General features: G+C 54.9%; 24 protein-coding genes. 8 read left to right on the plus strand and 16 right to left on the minus strand.

The features are described from left to right. Positions 1 to 12: 12 nt before the first annotated feature. The 6 genes from VFA09_01345 to VFA09_01370 all read right to left on the minus strand — a co-directional run bounded on the left by VFA09_01345 (position 13) and on the right by VFA09_01370 (position 4,642). Entirely contained in the window at positions 13 to 1,110 is a 1,098-nt protein-coding gene (locus VFA09_01345; protein HZU65895.1) for a hypothetical protein, read from the minus strand. Positions 1,111 to 1,526: 416 nt separating this feature from the next. Continuing rightward, on the minus strand, positions 1,527 to 1,793 hold the full coding sequence (locus tag VFA09_01350; protein HZU65896.1) for a hypothetical protein: 267 nt from the start codon (positions 1,791 to 1,793) through the stop codon (positions 1,527 to 1,529). Positions 1,794 to 1,888: 95 nt separating this feature from the next. Beyond that, positions 1,889 to 2,857, minus strand: coding sequence for a CHC2 zinc finger domain-containing protein (locus VFA09_01355; protein ID HZU65897.1), 969 nt, complete (start codon positions 2,855 to 2,857; stop codon positions 1,889 to 1,891). Beyond that, positions 2,838 to 3,125: a hypothetical protein gene (locus tag VFA09_01360; GenBank protein ID HZU65898.1), complete on the minus strand. Its 288-nt coding sequence runs from the start codon at positions 3,123 to 3,125 to the stop codon at positions 2,838 to 2,840. Before VFA09_01360 ends, VFA09_01355 begins: the two co-directional genes overlap by 20 nt. After that, the gene (locus tag VFA09_01365; GenBank protein ID HZU65899.1) at positions 3,116 to 3,283 is read right to left on the minus strand and encodes a hypothetical protein; all 168 of its coding nucleotides are present in this window, start codon (positions 3,281 to 3,283) and stop codon (positions 3,116 to 3,118) included. Before VFA09_01365 ends, VFA09_01360 begins: the two co-directional genes overlap by 10 nt. A 27-nt stretch (positions 3,284 to 3,310) precedes the next feature. Continuing rightward, positions 3,311 to 4,642 carry a hypothetical protein gene (locus VFA09_01370; GenBank protein ID HZU65900.1) on the minus strand — a complete coding sequence of 444 codons (1,332 nt, stop codon included), beginning with the start codon at positions 4,640 to 4,642 and terminating at the stop codon, positions 3,311 to 3,313. Positions 4,643 to 4,753: 111 nt separating this feature from the next. On the opposite strand from VFA09_01370, the gene VFA09_01375 reads away from it, so the two are divergent. Next, positions 4,754 to 4,879: a hypothetical protein gene (locus VFA09_01375; protein ID HZU65901.1), complete on the plus strand. Its 126-nt coding sequence runs from the start codon at positions 4,754 to 4,756 to the stop codon at positions 4,877 to 4,879. Here VFA09_01375 and VFA09_01380 read toward each other — a convergent pair. The 7 genes from VFA09_01380 to VFA09_01410 form a co-directional block, all read right to left on the minus strand. Beyond that, complete coding sequence (locus VFA09_01380; protein ID HZU65902.1) at positions 4,876 to 5,628, minus strand: hypothetical protein; 753 nt, start codon at positions 5,626 to 5,628, stop codon at positions 4,876 to 4,878. The genes VFA09_01375 and VFA09_01380 overlap by 4 nt on opposite strands. Positions 5,629 to 5,655: 27 nt before the next feature. Then, complete coding sequence (locus VFA09_01385; GenBank protein HZU65903.1) at positions 5,656 to 5,991, minus strand: hypothetical protein; 336 nt, start codon at positions 5,989 to 5,991, stop codon at positions 5,656 to 5,658. Between the two features lie 82 nt (positions 5,992 to 6,073). Continuing rightward, complete coding sequence (locus tag VFA09_01390; protein ID HZU65904.1) at positions 6,074 to 6,598, minus strand: hypothetical protein; 525 nt, start codon at positions 6,596 to 6,598, stop codon at positions 6,074 to 6,076. Next, positions 6,595 to 6,813, minus strand: coding sequence for a hypothetical protein (locus VFA09_01395; protein ID HZU65905.1), 219 nt, complete (start codon positions 6,811 to 6,813; stop codon positions 6,595 to 6,597). The genes VFA09_01390 and VFA09_01395 overlap by 4 nt, the downstream gene beginning before the upstream one ends. Further along, a complete protein-coding gene (locus tag VFA09_01400) occupies positions 6,797 to 7,024 on the minus strand; it encodes a hypothetical protein (protein HZU65906.1) in 228 nt (75 codons plus the stop codon). The genes VFA09_01395 and VFA09_01400 overlap by 17 nt, the downstream gene beginning before the upstream one ends. Before the next feature lie 303 nt (positions 7,025 to 7,327). Next, complete coding sequence (locus VFA09_01405; GenBank protein ID HZU65907.1) at positions 7,328 to 7,552, minus strand: hypothetical protein; 225 nt, start codon at positions 7,550 to 7,552, stop codon at positions 7,328 to 7,330. A 38-nt stretch (positions 7,553 to 7,590) separates the two neighbouring features. Then, positions 7,591 to 8,421: a sigma-70 family RNA polymerase sigma factor gene (locus VFA09_01410; protein ID HZU65908.1), complete on the minus strand. Its 831-nt coding sequence runs from the start codon at positions 8,419 to 8,421 to the stop codon at positions 7,591 to 7,593. 188 nt (positions 8,422 to 8,609) lie between these two features. Between VFA09_01410 and VFA09_01415 the strand changes: the two genes are divergently transcribed. From VFA09_01415 to VFA09_01425, 3 genes are read left to right on the plus strand one after another with little or no spacing between them, the layout of a single operon-like run. After that, positions 8,610 to 9,737 carry a helix-turn-helix transcriptional regulator gene (locus VFA09_01415; GenBank protein ID HZU65909.1) on the plus strand — a complete coding sequence of 376 codons (1,128 nt, stop codon included), beginning with the start codon at positions 8,610 to 8,612 and terminating at the stop codon, positions 9,735 to 9,737. Between the two features lie 24 nt (positions 9,738 to 9,761). Further along, positions 9,762 to 10,004 (plus strand): hypothetical protein, encoded by a 243-nt coding sequence (locus tag VFA09_01420; GenBank protein HZU65910.1) that lies wholly within the window; start codon positions 9,762 to 9,764, stop codon positions 10,002 to 10,004. Between the two features lie 8 nt (positions 10,005 to 10,012). Then, a complete protein-coding gene (locus tag VFA09_01425) occupies positions 10,013 to 10,699 on the plus strand; it encodes a methyltransferase domain-containing protein (protein ID HZU65911.1) in 687 nt (228 codons plus the stop codon). Here the strand turns inward: VFA09_01425 and VFA09_01430 are convergent. Next, positions 10,675 to 11,157 (minus strand): NUDIX hydrolase, encoded by a 483-nt coding sequence (locus VFA09_01430; protein ID HZU65912.1) that lies wholly within the window; start codon positions 11,155 to 11,157, stop codon positions 10,675 to 10,677. The two genes, VFA09_01425 and VFA09_01430, sit on opposite strands and share 25 nt — an antisense overlap. Positions 11,158 to 11,624: 467 nt before the next feature. On the opposite strand from VFA09_01430, the gene VFA09_01435 reads away from it, so the two are divergent. Beyond that, positions 11,625 to 12,332 carry a hypothetical protein gene (locus VFA09_01435; GenBank protein HZU65913.1) on the plus strand — a complete coding sequence of 236 codons (708 nt, stop codon included), beginning with the start codon at positions 11,625 to 11,627 and terminating at the stop codon, positions 12,330 to 12,332. Between the two features lie 145 nt (positions 12,333 to 12,477). Here VFA09_01435 and VFA09_01440 read toward each other — a convergent pair whose 3' ends face one another. After that, the gene (locus VFA09_01440) at positions 12,478 to 13,005 is read right to left on the minus strand and encodes a hypothetical protein (protein ID HZU65914.1); all 528 of its coding nucleotides are present in this window, start codon (positions 13,003 to 13,005) and stop codon (positions 12,478 to 12,480) included. A gap of 257 nt (positions 13,006 to 13,262) precedes the next feature. Beyond that, a complete protein-coding gene (locus tag VFA09_01445; GenBank protein ID HZU65915.1) occupies positions 13,263 to 13,907 on the minus strand; it encodes a hypothetical protein in 645 nt (214 codons plus the stop codon). A gap of 427 nt (positions 13,908 to 14,334) precedes the next feature. Here VFA09_01445 and VFA09_01450 point away from each other — a divergent pair, with 427 nt between their 5' ends. The 3 genes from VFA09_01450 to VFA09_01460 all read left to right on the plus strand — a co-directional run bounded on the left by VFA09_01450 (position 14,335) and on the right by VFA09_01460 (position 15,229). Then, on the plus strand, positions 14,335 to 14,550 hold the full coding sequence (locus VFA09_01450) for an AbrB/MazE/SpoVT family DNA-binding domain-containing protein (GenBank protein ID HZU65916.1): 216 nt from the start codon (positions 14,335 to 14,337) through the stop codon (positions 14,548 to 14,550). Between the two features lie 18 nt (positions 14,551 to 14,568). Further along, a complete protein-coding gene (locus tag VFA09_01455) occupies positions 14,569 to 14,985 on the plus strand; it encodes a type II toxin-antitoxin system death-on-curing family toxin (GenBank protein HZU65917.1) in 417 nt (138 codons plus the stop codon). 73 nt (positions 14,986 to 15,058) lie between these two features. After that, complete coding sequence (locus tag VFA09_01460) at positions 15,059 to 15,229, plus strand: hypothetical protein (protein ID HZU65918.1); 171 nt, start codon at positions 15,059 to 15,061, stop codon at positions 15,227 to 15,229. Positions 15,230 to 15,260: the final 31 nt, after the last annotated feature.

A 15,260-nucleotide genomic window follows, 5' to 3' on the forward strand; every position in this document is an offset into this window, starting at 1 on the left:
TCACTTTCATCTTCAACTTGCCCAACGTCGTTGGTTACGCTGGTACGCCCAGATGTTAATCACGCGCCGCGACAGGTTGCGCCGCCCCTCATGCAGATCGATGAGCGCCTCTAACAAGGCCTTGCGGCACCGCCGCTTATACTCTTTATAATCCTGGGTGAATTCCTCACACTGCACCAGTGCCCAGGATGACCGTTTGACTACCGGTGTGTCGCTCTCTCCAGGAATGCCAGCAGTATCACTCACTTCACTGGCCGCCGCATCACCTGCTGAAGCCTCATGCCCCGACTGTTCCATGGACTGCTGCTCAAGCTCAGCGAACAACCGGGCGCGGAGGTCAGATACCTTTTCAGGGAAGAAATGACGCGAGTAGCGAATGCGCCGAGCACGACTCACCAGTTCCACGGTGTAGCTCTGCCGTTCCTCAACCACCTTGCCTGTCTCATCCAGACCGATCACCGCTGCCTCCCGTTCTTCCCGCCGGATGCCCTTTTCACCCGCGGTCAGACTTTTCATGAGGTATTTCGTGACGTAGCCAATCACCTGGGGCTTGCGGATCGCTTCCACATGCACGATATAGGCCACCCCATGCCGTGCCGAGCGCCAGGCTTCCTTGAGAATGTCATGCGGAATGAAATCCGCCCCCTTGACCAACAGATGCCAGTGAAACCCATTCTCTTCAAAGTCGCTGTGCCGTTCCAGGACGGCAAAGTATTCGATGGCGTAGGCTTCACGCGCCCCAATGTGTTCACGCCCCCGACCTGTTGAACCGCGCCGCAGGTATTGCAGAAAGGTAGTCAGCGCGCGGGCCGCTTCCTCAACCGTCTTGCCCGCTTTGCTGAGGGTAATGAACAGGGTCGGTTCTGCCGCTTTGACCAGTTGACGCCACTGATCGACTTTGCGTGGTCCACAAAAGAGACAATCCCAGCGATTACAGCGCGCACGAACGACTTCACCGGTCTCCTGATTGATGAAGACGTGACGTAAAGCCCAGGCGTTGGGACAGAATAGGAGCGTTTCTATCCCGTGCTTTTCCGCCAGGTCTGCCTGCTCATGCAGGGGAAGTATGGGAAAACGCGAAGCAGATGTTGTCTCAGTCTCATGTGCCATAGCACCACCTCCCCCTTGGAACCGCACTGCTCAGGAGCAAAAAGAGGAACCCCTCAGGGCTTTTTGTCGTGAAGAACGAACCAGGACGTGTGTGACTTACGCTTAGAAGGGTCAAGGGAAGGCCCCGGCGGTTGTACGACGTGCGGGCGGGGCCCCTTCCCCACCCGCCGCGTACAACCGCCACCCCGCCAGCCAGCACCCATCCCCACCACCCCAGGCGAGCGAGCCGAACAGCGCAACCCGAACGTGGTTGGTCGGCAAGGCGGTGGCGAGAGATAGGCCCCCGCAACAGCCGCACCACCACCCTGATCGGCCAGCCCCCAACTAGTGCAGCCAGGCGAAACGCACCCAGCATACCACGCGCCACAACGGAGCCACCCGCTTCCCCCGCCGCCGTCACCGTTTCATCAACCGTGTCATCTCACTCCCTCCTTCCCATGAGGGTGATGCAGCGACCTTCCATGAGACGGACGCACGGCCAGCCTTACCCCATTGCCACGATAAAGCAGCGAATGATCGCATGCCGCCGCCACATGCCCCGCTGAGCGCACCCCAGACGCCCGCATCACCTGTTCAACCGCCACAAACGCACACGACGCCTCCGCGAACGTCGTGATCGGCAACGAGCGATACCCATCCGCACACTGCGCCCAGGCCGGCCAGATCGCCATATCCAAACGCATCGGGAACTTCTCTTTTCTCTCCATTTCCTCGCCATCACCAGGTGAGCAACCAGCGAGGAGAGAGCAGATGGCACCAATGGCTTGCTTGCCATGCGTCACCATCCTTCTTCTCGAATACGCCGCCACATCGCTTGTGGACTGACCTCATAGTACAAACACAGAAAATCAAACAGGTTGCCAGCCCGTTGCCAGGTGTAACAATACCAATGCGGGTCCGGCCCACCGAAGACCTGAAAGCTGGGACGCACATCCCCACGAGAATGATGCGCTTTGAACGGACACGACCCCAGACCACGCTGATCGAGCACCACGTAGCGACCGATCACCTCGACCAGGTCTTGTGCCTGGCACCATGCTCGAATGCTCGCATACCTCCCATGGCTTGCCATAGGCGCACTCCCTCTCACCTCACCACTCTCCACAGGCCCCTTTCCTGCCGTTGTTTGCCCAGCCACCGCCACCTCTACAGGAACCGCCACCGGCTGGACCTGCTGACAGAGCCAGGTGCAGCACTCGGCCACCGTTTCCCCAACCGGCACCAGGTTCCCAGAGCTATCCATCGCAACAAAGGGATACCAGCCACGACTGAGCCGATGCACCCCCAGGGGCAGTCGAATGAGCGACCCGGACCCACCAGGCGCGAGCATATCCTGCTTGGGATACAACTCGACCCCCAGCGCCACCGCAGAGGGCACGAGCCAGGCGCGTACTAAAGCGGCGGGCGTCGGTTCCCTCAGATGTACCCACAGATGCCCACCGCGCCGGCTGGCTTCCAACACCGAGGGGATACCGGAGTGTGCCAGTTCGCAGGAGAGCGCCGCCAACTGCTCGAGACCCATTTCCCCATCGGCATCGAAGACGGCGAAACGGCACGTACTCTGCGCATCCAGCAGGTACGTGCCCAGCGTCCACTGACCGCACAGATGCGCCGCCAAGAGCGACAGGGAAAGCGGTTCCTGCACCCGCCAGTAGGAGCCATCGCGCTGCTGCACAGCATACTGGTCAGCGCAGTGGACAAACAGCGCGGCATAGGCTGCCAGCAGCTCAGGCGCGACCGGTTCCATCGCCAGCTGCCTCCTGCACCAGCACCTGCAACCAGGCACACACCTCGTGCAGCGTCACGACCCCCAACGTGACAGCCTCACTGATCAGCAGGTCATACGACAACAGGAACAGCACAAACAGTTCCGGGAGCTGCTGTACCTGCTCGAGACAGCCTTGCCGTTGCGCTTCCTGGATGAGCGCACGCAGGGAGCGCCGGACTTGCGCACGCGCCGCCAGGCCGTCACGCCCACTACACCCGTGCAGATGTTCCTCTCCTGTTATCCCCATCGCAGCCCCTCAATCGTCCCAGCAGGGACAACGACCATCACGTGTTGAACCGCTGGCCGTGCGTTCATGTTGGGGTAATGATGCGCTCCATAGAGTTGCCAGGCCAGCAACCCGATCACCAGGATCGTCGCCAGGTAGACGATCAGACGAAATCGCATAGGATACTCCTTTCTTTCTTACAAACTTCATGCTTCTTGCAGGTGCAGCTTGCCCTGAAACTGCTTGTAGGCCTCGATTTGCTCCAGGTAGTCCCGCGCACTGTTGTAGAGGCCCTCCCCCAACTCGGTGCCAGGGGCAGGAGCCGGTAACGGATACGCCTCCAGGTGGGGAATGGAGAGACTGAGTTCCTGTTGCACCGCGTGCCAGAGGACTTGCAAGCGCTCGCTGTAGCCGGCCATGCGCCCGGCGAACTCCTCCCGCAACTGTTCGTAGTCGGCCCGCAACGCCTCCACATCAGCAGCGTAGCGGCCCGTCACCTGCTGCCAGATGCTCGACAACTCGCGCTCTAAGGCATCTTCCGCTTGCTGGACCCGTCCAGACAGCGAGGTGTCATAGTAGCACGCGATGCATTGTTGCAGCAGGGCTTGTAACTCCCCTGGATAGAGCGCTTCCAGGGCATCCAACTCCACGGCTCCCTCCCCATAGCGCTCTTCAAAGCCGCCACGCCGCCGCTCGGTCTCTTTGATGGGTGTGCGTGGCAGGCGGTAATACTGCACTTGTTCCAGGGTTAAGATGACCGGGAACACGCGTACATCCACGTCCAGGCCCAGCGTGCGCACAAAGTACTCCACTTTGCGTGAGACCGAGACCGGCATCGATTGACCCGCCGGGTCGAAGTCCGAGACGTAGAAGATGCGCGCCGGTTTGCCCGCCGCCTCCAAGCGCCGCGCTAAGGCCAGTGTGGCGGTAATCGACAACTCGCCCAAACCGGTTTGCAGGTTCATGCCATAGTGTTGACACAATGGCTCTAGCACGTCGTTCATGGTGGATTTCTCGCACCACAGTTCCAGGTGATACGCCTGTTCCGGTTGGTAGCCGCTGACGCTGTAGTAGGGCAACGCGGGAAAATCCGGCAGTTGGAAGTCCGACTCCCATAAGCGTCCACGCACGCGCACGTCCGGCTCCGGCACCCGATGGGTCGCGTAAACGAGGGGGTCCGGGTTACGCCGGTCATTGAAGGCCGCCGGGTCCACTAAGCGTAAGTAGCGCGCCGCTTTGGAGGCCAGGTTGAGCACATTCCAACACGTTTCGGTATTCTCATACGGCAAGCCATTGGGCATGAGTACCGGCGGATGCTGGCTCACGATCTGGTAGTGGACGCGGCGGATATGTACTTTGGTCGTGTACTGGAACGCTTGCCACAGGCCGGCAAACCATTCGGCCAGCGCCCAATCATTGGGCGTGCCGGTATAGAAAGGGTCATTTTGGGGCGCCAGGGGAATGAGGTCGGTGACCCGTTGCCCCAGCTGCCTGGCTAACCCTTTGATCTGTTCGTAGCTGATCTGATTGGTATCCATCCTCCTCCTCACACAGACACCCGGCGTCACCGAGACCCTGAACGGCCAGGGAACGCCGGGCACATCCATACACAACAACACCCTACAGGCACGTTAGGGATGGCGTTGAAAATGCCGCCACTGATGCCGGTCGGCGAATTGAATCGGTTGGCCCTGTGCCTGAGCAGCACGAATGATCGTTGCTTCCTCACGGGTAAGTCGCCGACCGGACGAGGTGACGTGCAGCACCCCAGTTAGGGGGTCGAAGTGGAGACCGGCATCGCTGGCATGGATGCCGGAGTGGGAGCCGGACGCTTGCCCAGGAAAGGGTTGCCACTCGCTCCATTCCCAGCGGGGTTCGCTGCGGAGGCAGCTACCCCTGCTACCCCGCTATAGCCCGAACTGTAGGCCGTAGCAGGAGCCGTGTTCAGGCCCGGACTGCCCTGTTTGGGTTGCGGAGCAGGCCGCGACCAGGGTGCGACAAATGAGGACCCACGTGCTGCGTCAAATGCGCCCAGACCACCCACGCGACTACCCGCCTTGGAGCGTTCCAGGTCCATATCCACGACCGCCAACAGCAGCGAGACCAGCGGAATGATCGACAGGACAACATAGGTGAGAAAGGTGAGCGCATTACGCTGCACAACCGGCACCGCTTGCAGCCAGGTGGCTCGCTCGATGACGGCCGCCGCCAGCGCGTAGTTACAGAAAATCTCGACCACCTCGACCACCACACAGATGGGCGCATAGGCCCGGATACGTTCATGGTTCATCAAGCGATGCGCCAGGCCACGGCTCACGAAGTAGCCCAGCACACCGAAACCGATGGCAATCGTCCAGGTGATCGCCGGTTGCAGCGCGTCTACCCCATCCAGGGGTGCGAAGAACCAGCGAATGGCGTGCGCCGAGGCCAGCGAAAAGCCCAGCGAGACCAGCCGCAACACCAGGTGTTCGACGCGCCGCACCCACACCTGCTCACTTCCCAGGGTTCGTTGAAACACTTGCATGCGCTTTTGCTTGCTCCTTCCTCCGCATTAGGCAGCCAGGCTGCAAACCAGGGTGTGAAATGAGCCTTTGCCCTTGATGCGCCGCACCTGTAAGGCAATGGCCGACATCTTGGGCGGCAATTCGGCCTGTAACTGCTGGGCCACTTGCTGCAACACATCGGCAGGTTGCCCTTGCTTTTTCAACTCTTTCAAGTGTTCCAGGGTGGGAAACCCTTCACTGACCTGGCACTCGTACTTCTCATCGGTCTCACTATCCAGCACCGTCAGTTTCACCGCATAGCCGGGCTTGGGTTGCCCGGTCATCTGATCGTAAAAGGTACTTTCCAGCACCTGACCACTTAAGACCAATCCTTGCAATAACATCGTTTCGTTCTCCTTGTACTTGTCTATCCGCTCTTCCTCTCTCGTTGCACATACAGGGCCTGTTCTCACCACAGGAAACGTCCTACAGGTCATCACCGGCCTCTCCGGTGATCCAGGAATCATCTCCTTCCTCCTCCAAGAAGCCACCATCCACGAGCCAATAGGCGGGAAACGTCTCCGAGGTGGTGGGCACGCCATAGGGACGAACAGGCACACCCGCCTCAAACGGCTCCAGATCAGGCCGTCCATACACCACCTCCTGTCGCACTCCTAGCACCCGTACCAACCCTTCGACACGCACAAAGGCGAGGTCTGCGCTCTTGGAAGCAGGACGAGGACGCCCAGCAGAGGAAGAAGCGAGGCACTGTACCGCGGCCTCCACATACTGGCGGAACAAGCGGCGCTGTTTTTCCGGTGGCAAGGGGTGCCCGTGCTGGTTGCAGAAATCCTGTGGCGTCAGGTACTGCACATCCATCGCATGCAACAAGGGCAACCCTTGCCGCGCACGCCACCGGGCGCTGAACGCCGCCCAACTCGCCAGACCCGCCATCTGTTGATGCACCAGATCGGCATCACACTGCTGAAAGAAACGCGCCCGCCGGTTCATGGCGACACTAACCGTGCCACGTCGAGGGGATGAGCCAGCGCGTCGTTGGCAATCCAGTGCAGGTCCTGCACCAGTTCGGCCAACAGTGTCTCCCCAGCGGCCATCGCGCAGGTATACAGGTCAGCAGTGAGAACCACCACCCGCGCCCAGTTTGCCGCCTCCAACTCGACATTGACCGTCTCGATCAGCGTTTCGAGCTCAGATGAGGTACACATAGCTCTCCTCACAACGTGCCTGCCCTGACCGCACGAGCGCTCTCGCCTGCTCACACAACATCCAGGGCAGCTCGCGGGGCGCATCCGGGACGCAATGCCGGCACACCCCGCGATAGCCGCACCTGCAAAAACAGGCAAAGGAACCTGGCGCGACCGTCTCTACCACATGACGACTATAGGCCACCGCTAAGCGCTTTTCCGCTCTGGTCATGCTCCCCTCCTTGCTATGCCGCCTGCAAAAACAAGGGCTGCATGTGAGGGGCGACCAGAATCAACCAGGTCACAAACAGGGCAGCGGCGATCAGCACCCAGACCCATGCTTTTCTCATGTGATTCTCCTTCCATGGCTTGCCATAAAGCACAAGCCATAAAAAAAGAGATACTCGGATAACTGAGTATCTCAAATCCCGTAGCCTTAAAAGGACACTGAACAACTCACGACTTTCAGCAATTCAATTTATCGTGCGCCATCGCTTTGTCGATCACGGTTCAGGCCCAATACCAGACGTTTGTTTCACAGGCTTGCTTCTAGTTCATCAAGCAGCATCAACAGGTCAGCCTCTAGAAGCAAATCGGCTTCATAGGTATCATCTGTTAGAGTATGGATGCCTTGCGCAGCACGCCGGTCCAGGTAAACCCGTTCCCGCTGTATCTTGCGCTGAAGCTCCTCACGTGTTTGTTGTATCCATAGACGTATCTCATCGGAAGACATCTCAGCAAATGGCTTTCGCGATGTCATCTACCCTGCCCTCCTTTCATACCACCAGAAAACATGACCTATGCAACCAGCGCTTCCCGCAACCGCATCCTGGCCCGCCGGTCCAACATTTGGACGGTTGAAAGCGCTATCCCAAGAATATCAGCAACTTCTCGTTGTGTATGAGCGTGCCCATCAAGCAGGCCAAGTCGCAATCGAAACACGGCGCGTTCCGGCTCGGTCAAGAGACGAAGCACATCTTCAGCAGAGAAAAAGCCGTCATCGGCAAAAGTGGCGGCTGTCGTATCCTCAAGCACGTCTTCAAAAGAAGTAACACTTTCTTTTCCAACCTGGGTATGCAGGCTCACTACCTGCTGGTCCCGGAGTGCCAGCAATGCCTGTACTTCCTGTTCCTTGAGTTGCATCTCCTGCGCTACTTCTGTGGGAGTTGGCTCTTGTCCCAACTGTGCAAGCAAGCGCATATGTATCGTCTGCATGCGTTGTATCTCTCGCACTTTGTTGATGGGCAGTGGAATGGCCCGTTCATAGCGCCAATAAGCTGTCAGCATTGCTCCCCTCATCCATGCAAACGCAAATGTTTTGAAGGAAGAAGCCATACGATTTTCGTCATACTGCTTGATAGCCCGCAGGAGTGCGCTATTGCCTTCCTGTACGAAATCAAGCAATTCCAAATGCGTGCAATCACGCACAAATCGCTTCGCCAGACTAACAATGGTCGATTGGTATCCCTCCACCAGGCGATCCTGTGCTTGCTTGGCATCAATAGCCCGCGAAATACTCGACAATAAGCCTGCCTCCTCCTCAGCCGTGAGTGAAGGAATCTGCCTGACTTCACGCATATACTGATCAACCGCCGCTAATGAAAGGTTTTCTCCATGGGCCTGCCGCATGTGTCGTACTCCTTGTTTCTTTTTCAACATCGTTCCTCGAATAAAAGCCATGCTCCCAGCACATCCTGGCTTGTGATGTGCTATACTGTACCAGTGGTTATCATTATTATTAATAAAATCGGTTGCAGAAAACAGGCGCAAATTGTGGAAGCAGCGTAAGCTGCGAGGCATAAAGAAGAGGATAAATCGTGGCAACGAACTCTATCAAACCCAAGCCTTCATTCGCCGGACAATTTCTGAAAGACTACCGCAAAGCACACCGACTTTCTCAAGAGCAATTGGCCTATGACCTTTCCATCGAACCGCGTACCCTTCGGGCCTACGAGAGTGGAGAACGGCAACTTACCAATATCAATGAACTGCGGCGTATCGCCGATCTACTCGGTGTCGAACCAGAGCGCCTGGGCCTGGCCGCCTCGATCTATGTACCACGAACGCCGGAACAAATTGAAGCCGTTGTGGAACACGCGTGGTCGCTGATCGAAGAATCTCGTGTGCAGGAGGCACGCACGGTCATTGACCGTCTCATTCATAACCTTCAATCACAAATCACAACAGAAGACCCCGTTCTCTTGAAAAGTCTCGCGCACGCCTATCATGCCGCAGGCTATGTCACCTCTGTTAGCACGCGCTCATTCGAGTCCTATAAGGCTATCCCCTACTACCATCAGGTTGAAGTGATAGCTCGCATCATCAAGGATGATACCCTGTTGAATATCGGTCTCACCTATCAGGGCGATATGTACCAACGGTTGGGAGAGATCAACAAGGCGATTACCTATCTTGAAGCTGCGCGTGATACAACACTTCAAGCAGATGCAGCATCACGCGGAAACGGTATCCAATTACTGGGACGGGCCTATCTCAGAACAAACGATGTCACTAACTTCGAGCGAGCCATGGACACCTCAGAAGAACTCACACATGCCTTCGATCCCAAGGCCAGCGTGACACATGGCCACTATAGCCTGGGAACTGTCTACGAGGAATATGGTCGCAGTTATGCTAATTTGGGACAGATGCAGAAAGCGCTCGATTATCTGGACCGAGCGGCAGCCGAATTGCCCCAAACGAAATTCTGGGAACTCTTGCTAACTACAGCCAAAGCCATTGCGCTGGTAAAAGGCAACGAACTGAGAGAAGGCCTGGACCTGGCTACCGAAGCGGCACAGGAGTGTCTTGCTACTGGCAATATCCGCTTCTTAGATCGCATCTATATCATCGATCATTACGTAGAAGAATTGACACGTGATATTCTTCAGATGAGAAAACCACTCCACGAGGCAATGCACCGGGGGCAAGAAACAGAAATCTAAGCACAAGAGGGGATAAACAGGATTATGGCACAACATGAGCTTCAGCAAGGTCTCACACATAAGCTGGAAGGACCTTTTTATGAGGATGGACGTTGGACAGCCAGCATCACATTGCGAGGCATTGAATCGAAGACATTTTACGGGAAAACACAAAAAGAAGTACAGGCTCAGATGCTGGACTATCTCGATCATATCGTGCTAGAACTGGAAAGAGCGCATGCGCTCCTTTATAAAGCCTTAGAACAGCAGCAAACAGAGATAGAGTGAGGCAGCATATGGCTGATTCCTTTAATCGTGTCTACGGGAAGCCGGACGATCCATTCTACTATGGTCTGAAACCAACTGTAGAGCTTGAGCATTTTCTGCATGAAACACAGCCCCCAATCGGAGAAGCGTTAGACCTTGGCTGCGGCGAGGGCAGGAATAGCTTGCTATTAGCCCGCTACGGCTATCATGTACATGCCGTCGATGCATCAAGCCATGGCATTGAGAAGTTACAAAAATACGCCTCCTCGCAAGACCTGAACTCTATTGACGGCGAAGTTGCCGATGTACGCACGTTGCAACTCAGGCCCAACTCTTATGATGCCATTGTCGCCGTGACCATTCTTGACCATATCAGCGAGGAAGAGGGCAAGAAGGTCGCAACGTCCATGATAGATGCTCTCAAGCCAGGTGGTTTTGTTTTTATCGAAGATTTCACCATTCATGACCCAGGAGCAAACGCGATCAGGAAAGAAAACGAGACAATTAGCGAGACCGCCTCTTTTGTACAACATTACTTTGACGAGGGTGAGCTTGCGACCTGGTTTTCCACCTTGGAGACGCTGTTATATGAGGAAATCATGAAGTATGATGATTCTCATGGCAAGCCACATTACCATGGAGTTGCGAGATTGATTGCGAGGAAAAAGCTAACCAGCAATAAAGATACTGCTTATTGCAAACCCAGAGCTTTCTGATAGTGCTTCGTAAACATCTGATGCAGGGCCATACGGAGAAGTTTGATATGGTTGAACGCCAGGTCAGGGAGGAGCCGCAAATCGTCTACCGAATACCATTGGACGCGCGAAACATCCCCTCCTGCCTGAATGGTTGCAGATGAACTCAATGGCTCCGATAACACATAGAGCAAACAAAGATATTTCCCGCGTGGGTCTTGAAAATCTTCAAACGTATAGACTTGCTCAAACAAATCGAGAGGAATGACCAGGCCGGTTTCTTCCTGTGCTTCACGCTGGGCAGCCGCTTCTAATGATACGTCTTCTGTGTTTAAATGACCACCAGGAAGTGCCCACATACCCTTGAAAGGTTCTTTGTTTCGTTGGATCAGTACAACTTCCCAACCACCAGACGGAGAAAGGCGCGGAATAACAATATCGAGTGTGACCAAAACCCCCGCTTGATCTTGATCTGCCATAAAGATAATCCCTTCTAGAGTGAATAGAGCAAGCCAATGTAGTATAGTATAGCATAGTCATGGCTGAAATCAGCTTCCAATTATGAACCCAAGCCAATGAACAACACACAGGATTGGGTCCCTTTCGGCACCATTGAGCTAATAGCTTACTATGCGGCGAGACACCTCATAGCCTCTCAAAGACGGAGCCAGGAGCCACGTTCCTCATGGAGTTTTGACAGCTTACTTGACAGCTTAAGTGGTCAACAGAGACGGACTTCATTGGACGTATGTAGACAAAAATACACGTTCCTACACCTGGCACTCCGCTTCTCAAGGGCATCCCAAAGGTCTCACGCCCATCGGACGAATCTTGAGCAAATCTTGAACTTTTTGAGAGGCTTTTTTCACCTTTACAGACTATGATATGAGTGTCACATAGAAAACGTGGCAGAAAAGTTTGGATAAGGTTTTCTCTGGAAAGGGATATGAAAGATATGAAAAAGTTGCTCTTGATTGGCGGAGGCACGCTTCTGCTGTTAGGGGCGATGGTGGCTGGAGCGCTCTTTGCTATTCCGATGTTCGCCTCGGCCCAGAGCAATACGAGCGCTGCGACGACGACGACTTCGACTACCGCCGCGACGAATCCGTATTGCCAGGAGTTCCTGCAGAATCTGGCGAATCGGCTGCATGTCTCGGTCGCCACGTTAGAAAGCGAAACACAGGCGGCAGCGAAAGATGTCATCGCCCGGATGGTGAAGGATGGCGCGCTGACACAAAGCCAGGCGAATATGCTTGAGCAGCGTATGGCAACTTACCAGGCATGCACCGGTCAGGAATATACTCGACTGACAAATGCTCTGGTAATACATGCCCTGAAAGGATACCTGCCAGACATGCAGAACCAGGTGGCGCAGGGGCTGCATCTGACCCCGGCTCAGTTGAAAGCAGATTTGCAGGCCGGCCAGAGCCTGGACCAGATCGCTGCCAAACAGCATGTCTCGACCTCCGAGCTACGCACGATTGTGCAGAATGCCGTCCAGAACGCGCTCAATAAAGCCGTCTCAGCAGGGAGCATAACTCAGCAGCAGGCGACTAACTTTATGCAAGAACTGCGAAGCAATCCGCAGATTCTGAACCATATTCTGAGTGCGCACCACAACAATATGCAGCCAGATACCTGGCCACAGGGTTAGCCGGTGAGAAGAGGAAAGGATTATGCAGAATACCTCTCCTTTTCTTCTCTCCCCCCATCGAACAAACAGGGCCGGTACGGTGAACACCGTATCGACCCTGTTTGCATTGTTGTGTTGATCCAGTTTACTTGCTGTTACCGGTTGATCAGCGCAGATTTTGCCGCCGGATGGTTGTATCCCGCTCTGTACCGGAATAATTGGGCGCGAATATAACCCGTGCCAGCGATACGAGGCCCCAGGCTATCAGGGCATAGATGATCATGGCAACAATGGTCGAAAACTCAAAGACGCTATGGCCCAATGCCTGATCATTGAAAATGCCGTTGAACGGGCCTACGAAGACGTGACTCAGGTTATACAGGAACATCACGAAGTCGTTGCCCTCGCTCGCTCCCAGGAGCCGGAAAATGAAACGCAGCGCCAATATTATCTCCAGCACGGCCAGGAGATAATACACAATCCTTGTGACCCAGTAACGTATATTGGCGCGCTGCGCATTTCGATCTACAAAGACCTGCTCGCGGTTCTCGACGCGATTGCCCGCGGGGTCTACGTAGCTCTGGTGCTGGCTCTGAGCATAGACATTATCGTTCCTGCTCGTCTGAATAGTATTATCAGCCGCATCGTATTCTCGCTGGTAGCGAGGGTCGGGCGGATAAGGTTGATTACCCATTGCTTGTTCTCCTCTCTTATTCTCGCTTGCTTGAGTCTATTTTTTACACGTCGGCTGGCAGGAAAAGGTGACATATAGAATTGCCGTGATTAAGCCGATAATGAATTTTCACGAACAAAATCGGGAAGCATCAGCATGACACAACCAGGGCTACTCGGATTGCCGGTGCTGCCGGTAAACATTCATTATTCCGCAAACAAAAAATCGTCCCGTCAATTGATGGGACGATTTTTTGTTTGCGGAATTGAGCAGCTTAATCAGTGTACTTCCGCAGTCTGGGGCAACTGGCTCTCAATCCACTTCTGGAGGGCCTCGCCGCTTTCGAATGAGACTATCAGGGCATAGCGGGGCTTGGGGCCTGGATGCCACGTCGCGTGCCACAGGCGCTGCGAGTCGATAACCATCTGGCGATTGCGTGGCAACGAGACACGGGACTCTGTCGAAGGATCATTCTTATCCTCGCGCAGGATCATGTAGGAGTTGGGATCATCGGTGAGCTGCAGCCAGGCACGCACAACCCAGCCTTCGCCATCAGGATTCAGGCGGTTGTTGTCATCGAGGTGCAGGTTGTGGATGGCTTCGGCTTCAGTGTTGGGGTTGAGCTTGATGATGCGCACGCGCCCGAAATTGGCGCCAACATTTTTGGTCCAGGCTACCAGCGTGGAGCATACCTCGGCGTTCTTTGTCCAGATGCCATCTTTGTCGGGCTTGCCGTGATCCCAGAAACCGGCGCATTCCATCTCGCCGAGGGCCGAGGCAATCGGCGCGAAGTTGGTATCGCCGCCGCTCTTCCAGTCCATATATTCGAGGCTTTCCCATTCTTCGGGCGACACCGGCGGCCCGGCATAGTCTTTTAGAACAATAAAGCCCTTTTCAGCAAGCACATCGAGTTTTTGATGCATTAGTTACTCCTTGGTAGTAAATAGTTGTTGTTTGCCGCATAATAGTGATCGTTCGCCTCATCCAGGCTTTCTGCCCGGACGAACGATGTATTCACTACTATAAACGTTCCAGTTTACAGAACAGTGACTCCCCTGGAACATTTTTTATTGTACCATAGAGGGGGTTTGATCGCCGCGTAAAATGACTAATTTCTCAGGGCTATATAAAAGTCGATGAGTTGAGGACACATCTCGGCACGCGGTAAGGACAGCGGCTGGTCCCTGTCCTCGGTGGGGGCCACTGGGACAGGGACCAGCCGCTGTCCTTACCGCGTGCCTGACGACTTTTACATCGCCCTGCCAATTTCTCTCTACCTTTGACAAGATGATAAACTTAGTGTATGCTTTGTAGCAGCTGTATCTACCATATATACCAGGAGGGAACAAAATGATCTGGCAAAAGTTGCGCAAAGTGGGAAATAGCTATGTTGTAACTATTCCGAAAGAGGAAATCGAGCGCCAGAATCTCCATGAAGGTCAATTGCTGGCCGTCGAAATCCAGCCTGCCGAAATACGCCCGGTATTGTCGCCTGAACTGCGCAAGGCATTCGAGGAAAGCTGGCAGCGCAACGAAGAGGCCTATCGCTACATGGCCGAGCATTAATAGATAGCAGAAAGCACTATGGCCGAGATACGCTATCTTACCCTGGCAGATGTGCTGGCACTTCACCATGCCATCATGGAACGATTCGGCGCTCCACCAACGCCTCTCCGTGACGAGGGTACACTCGAATCGGCATTAATGCGGGCACGCATGGTAGCCTATTATGATGAGGCTGATATCATTCGCCAGGCGGCTCTGCTCGCGGTCGGTATCTCTCAGGCGCAGGCTTTTCTAGACGACAATAAGCGTATTGCATTTGCCGTCTGCGATGTCTTCTTACGCGTGAACGGTTTAGCTTTCTCAGGCGATCCCCTGGAACTGACCTTGCAATTCGAGACTTTAGCAAAGCGAGAGGATAGCCTGGATAAGGCGACGGAGCGATTTGAGCAGTGGCTGCGGAAGAATGTTAGCCCAAGGGATGAGAACATGATATGATAAAAAGCAGGGTGGTAGTAAAACAATGTTGTTGAGTATTTGAAACATTCCACCATGAAAGGAGCCTTATTTTATGAGCCAGACCAGAACCCCAAATATGACCGACTACGAGGCCGAACGCCGCAATTTCTCGCTGGAAGTCCCCGAATATTTCAACTTCGCCATCGACGTGACGCTCTTGTCCACTTTAGGGGCTTACGGCATGCTTGCTATGAGAGTAGCGAAACGACATCAAGCAGGGTAGAATAAGGGATAGTGGTACCTGAGAGGATTTC

This window comes from Ktedonobacteraceae bacterium (genome assembly GCA_035653615.1).
Taxonomy (GTDB): Bacteria; Chloroflexota; Ktedonobacteria; order Ktedonobacterales; family Ktedonobacteraceae; genus DASRBN01.

Coding starts and splice junctions, on each gene's coding strand:
- VFA09_01345 (HZU65895.1), bottom strand. CDS start 1,110: ATGGCACATGAGACTGAGACAACATCTGCTTCGCGTTTTCCCATACTT.
- VFA09_01350 (HZU65896.1), bottom strand. CDS start 1,793: ATGCGTTTGGATATGGCGATCTGGCCGGCCTGGGCGCAGTGTGCGGAT.
- VFA09_01355 (HZU65897.1), bottom strand. CDS start 2,857: ATGGAACCGGTCGCGCCTGAGCTGCTGGCAGCCTATGCCGCGCTGTTT.
- VFA09_01360 (HZU65898.1), bottom strand. CDS start 3,125: ATGGGGATAACAGGAGAGGAACATCTGCACGGGTGTAGTGGGCGTGAC.
- VFA09_01365 (HZU65899.1), bottom strand. CDS start 3,283: ATGCGATTTCGTCTGATCGTCTACCTGGCGACGATCCTGGTGATCGGG.
- VFA09_01370 (HZU65900.1), bottom strand. CDS start 4,642: ATGGATACCAATCAGATCAGCTACGAACAGATCAAAGGGTTAGCCAGG.
- VFA09_01375 (HZU65901.1), top strand. CDS start 4,754: ATGCCGCCACTGATGCCGGTCGGCGAATTGAATCGGTTGGCCCTGTGC.
- VFA09_01380 (HZU65902.1), bottom strand. CDS start 5,628: ATGCAAGTGTTTCAACGAACCCTGGGAAGTGAGCAGGTGTGGGTGCGG.
- VFA09_01385 (HZU65903.1), bottom strand. CDS start 5,991: ATGTTATTGCAAGGATTGGTCTTAAGTGGTCAGGTGCTGGAAAGTACC.
- VFA09_01390 (HZU65904.1), bottom strand. CDS start 6,598: ATGAACCGGCGGGCGCGTTTCTTTCAGCAGTGTGATGCCGATCTGGTG.
- VFA09_01395 (HZU65905.1), bottom strand. CDS start 6,813: ATGTGTACCTCATCTGAGCTCGAAACGCTGATCGAGACGGTCAATGTC.
- VFA09_01400 (HZU65906.1), bottom strand. CDS start 7,024: ATGACCAGAGCGGAAAAGCGCTTAGCGGTGGCCTATAGTCGTCATGTG.
- VFA09_01405 (HZU65907.1), bottom strand. CDS start 7,552: ATGACATCGCGAAAGCCATTTGCTGAGATGTCTTCCGATGAGATACGT.
- VFA09_01410 (HZU65908.1), bottom strand. CDS start 8,421: ATGCGGCAGGCCCATGGAGAAAACCTTTCATTAGCGGCGGTTGATCAG.
- VFA09_01420 (HZU65910.1), top strand. CDS start 9,762: ATGGCACAACATGAGCTTCAGCAAGGTCTCACACATAAGCTGGAAGGA.
- VFA09_01425 (HZU65911.1), top strand. CDS start 10,013: ATGGCTGATTCCTTTAATCGTGTCTACGGGAAGCCGGACGATCCATTC.
- VFA09_01430 (HZU65912.1), bottom strand. CDS start 11,157: ATGGCAGATCAAGATCAAGCGGGGGTTTTGGTCACACTCGATATTGTT.
- VFA09_01435 (HZU65913.1), top strand. CDS start 11,625: ATGAAAGATATGAAAAAGTTGCTCTTGATTGGCGGAGGCACGCTTCTG.
- VFA09_01440 (HZU65914.1), bottom strand. CDS start 13,005: ATGGGTAATCAACCTTATCCGCCCGACCCTCGCTACCAGCGAGAATAC.
- VFA09_01445 (HZU65915.1), bottom strand. CDS start 13,907: ATGCATCAAAAACTCGATGTGCTTGCTGAAAAGGGCTTTATTGTTCTA.
- VFA09_01450 (HZU65916.1), top strand. CDS start 14,335: ATGATCTGGCAAAAGTTGCGCAAAGTGGGAAATAGCTATGTTGTAACT.
- VFA09_01455 (HZU65917.1), top strand. CDS start 14,569: ATGGCCGAGATACGCTATCTTACCCTGGCAGATGTGCTGGCACTTCAC.
- VFA09_01460 (HZU65918.1), top strand. CDS start 15,059: ATGAGCCAGACCAGAACCCCAAATATGACCGACTACGAGGCCGAACGC.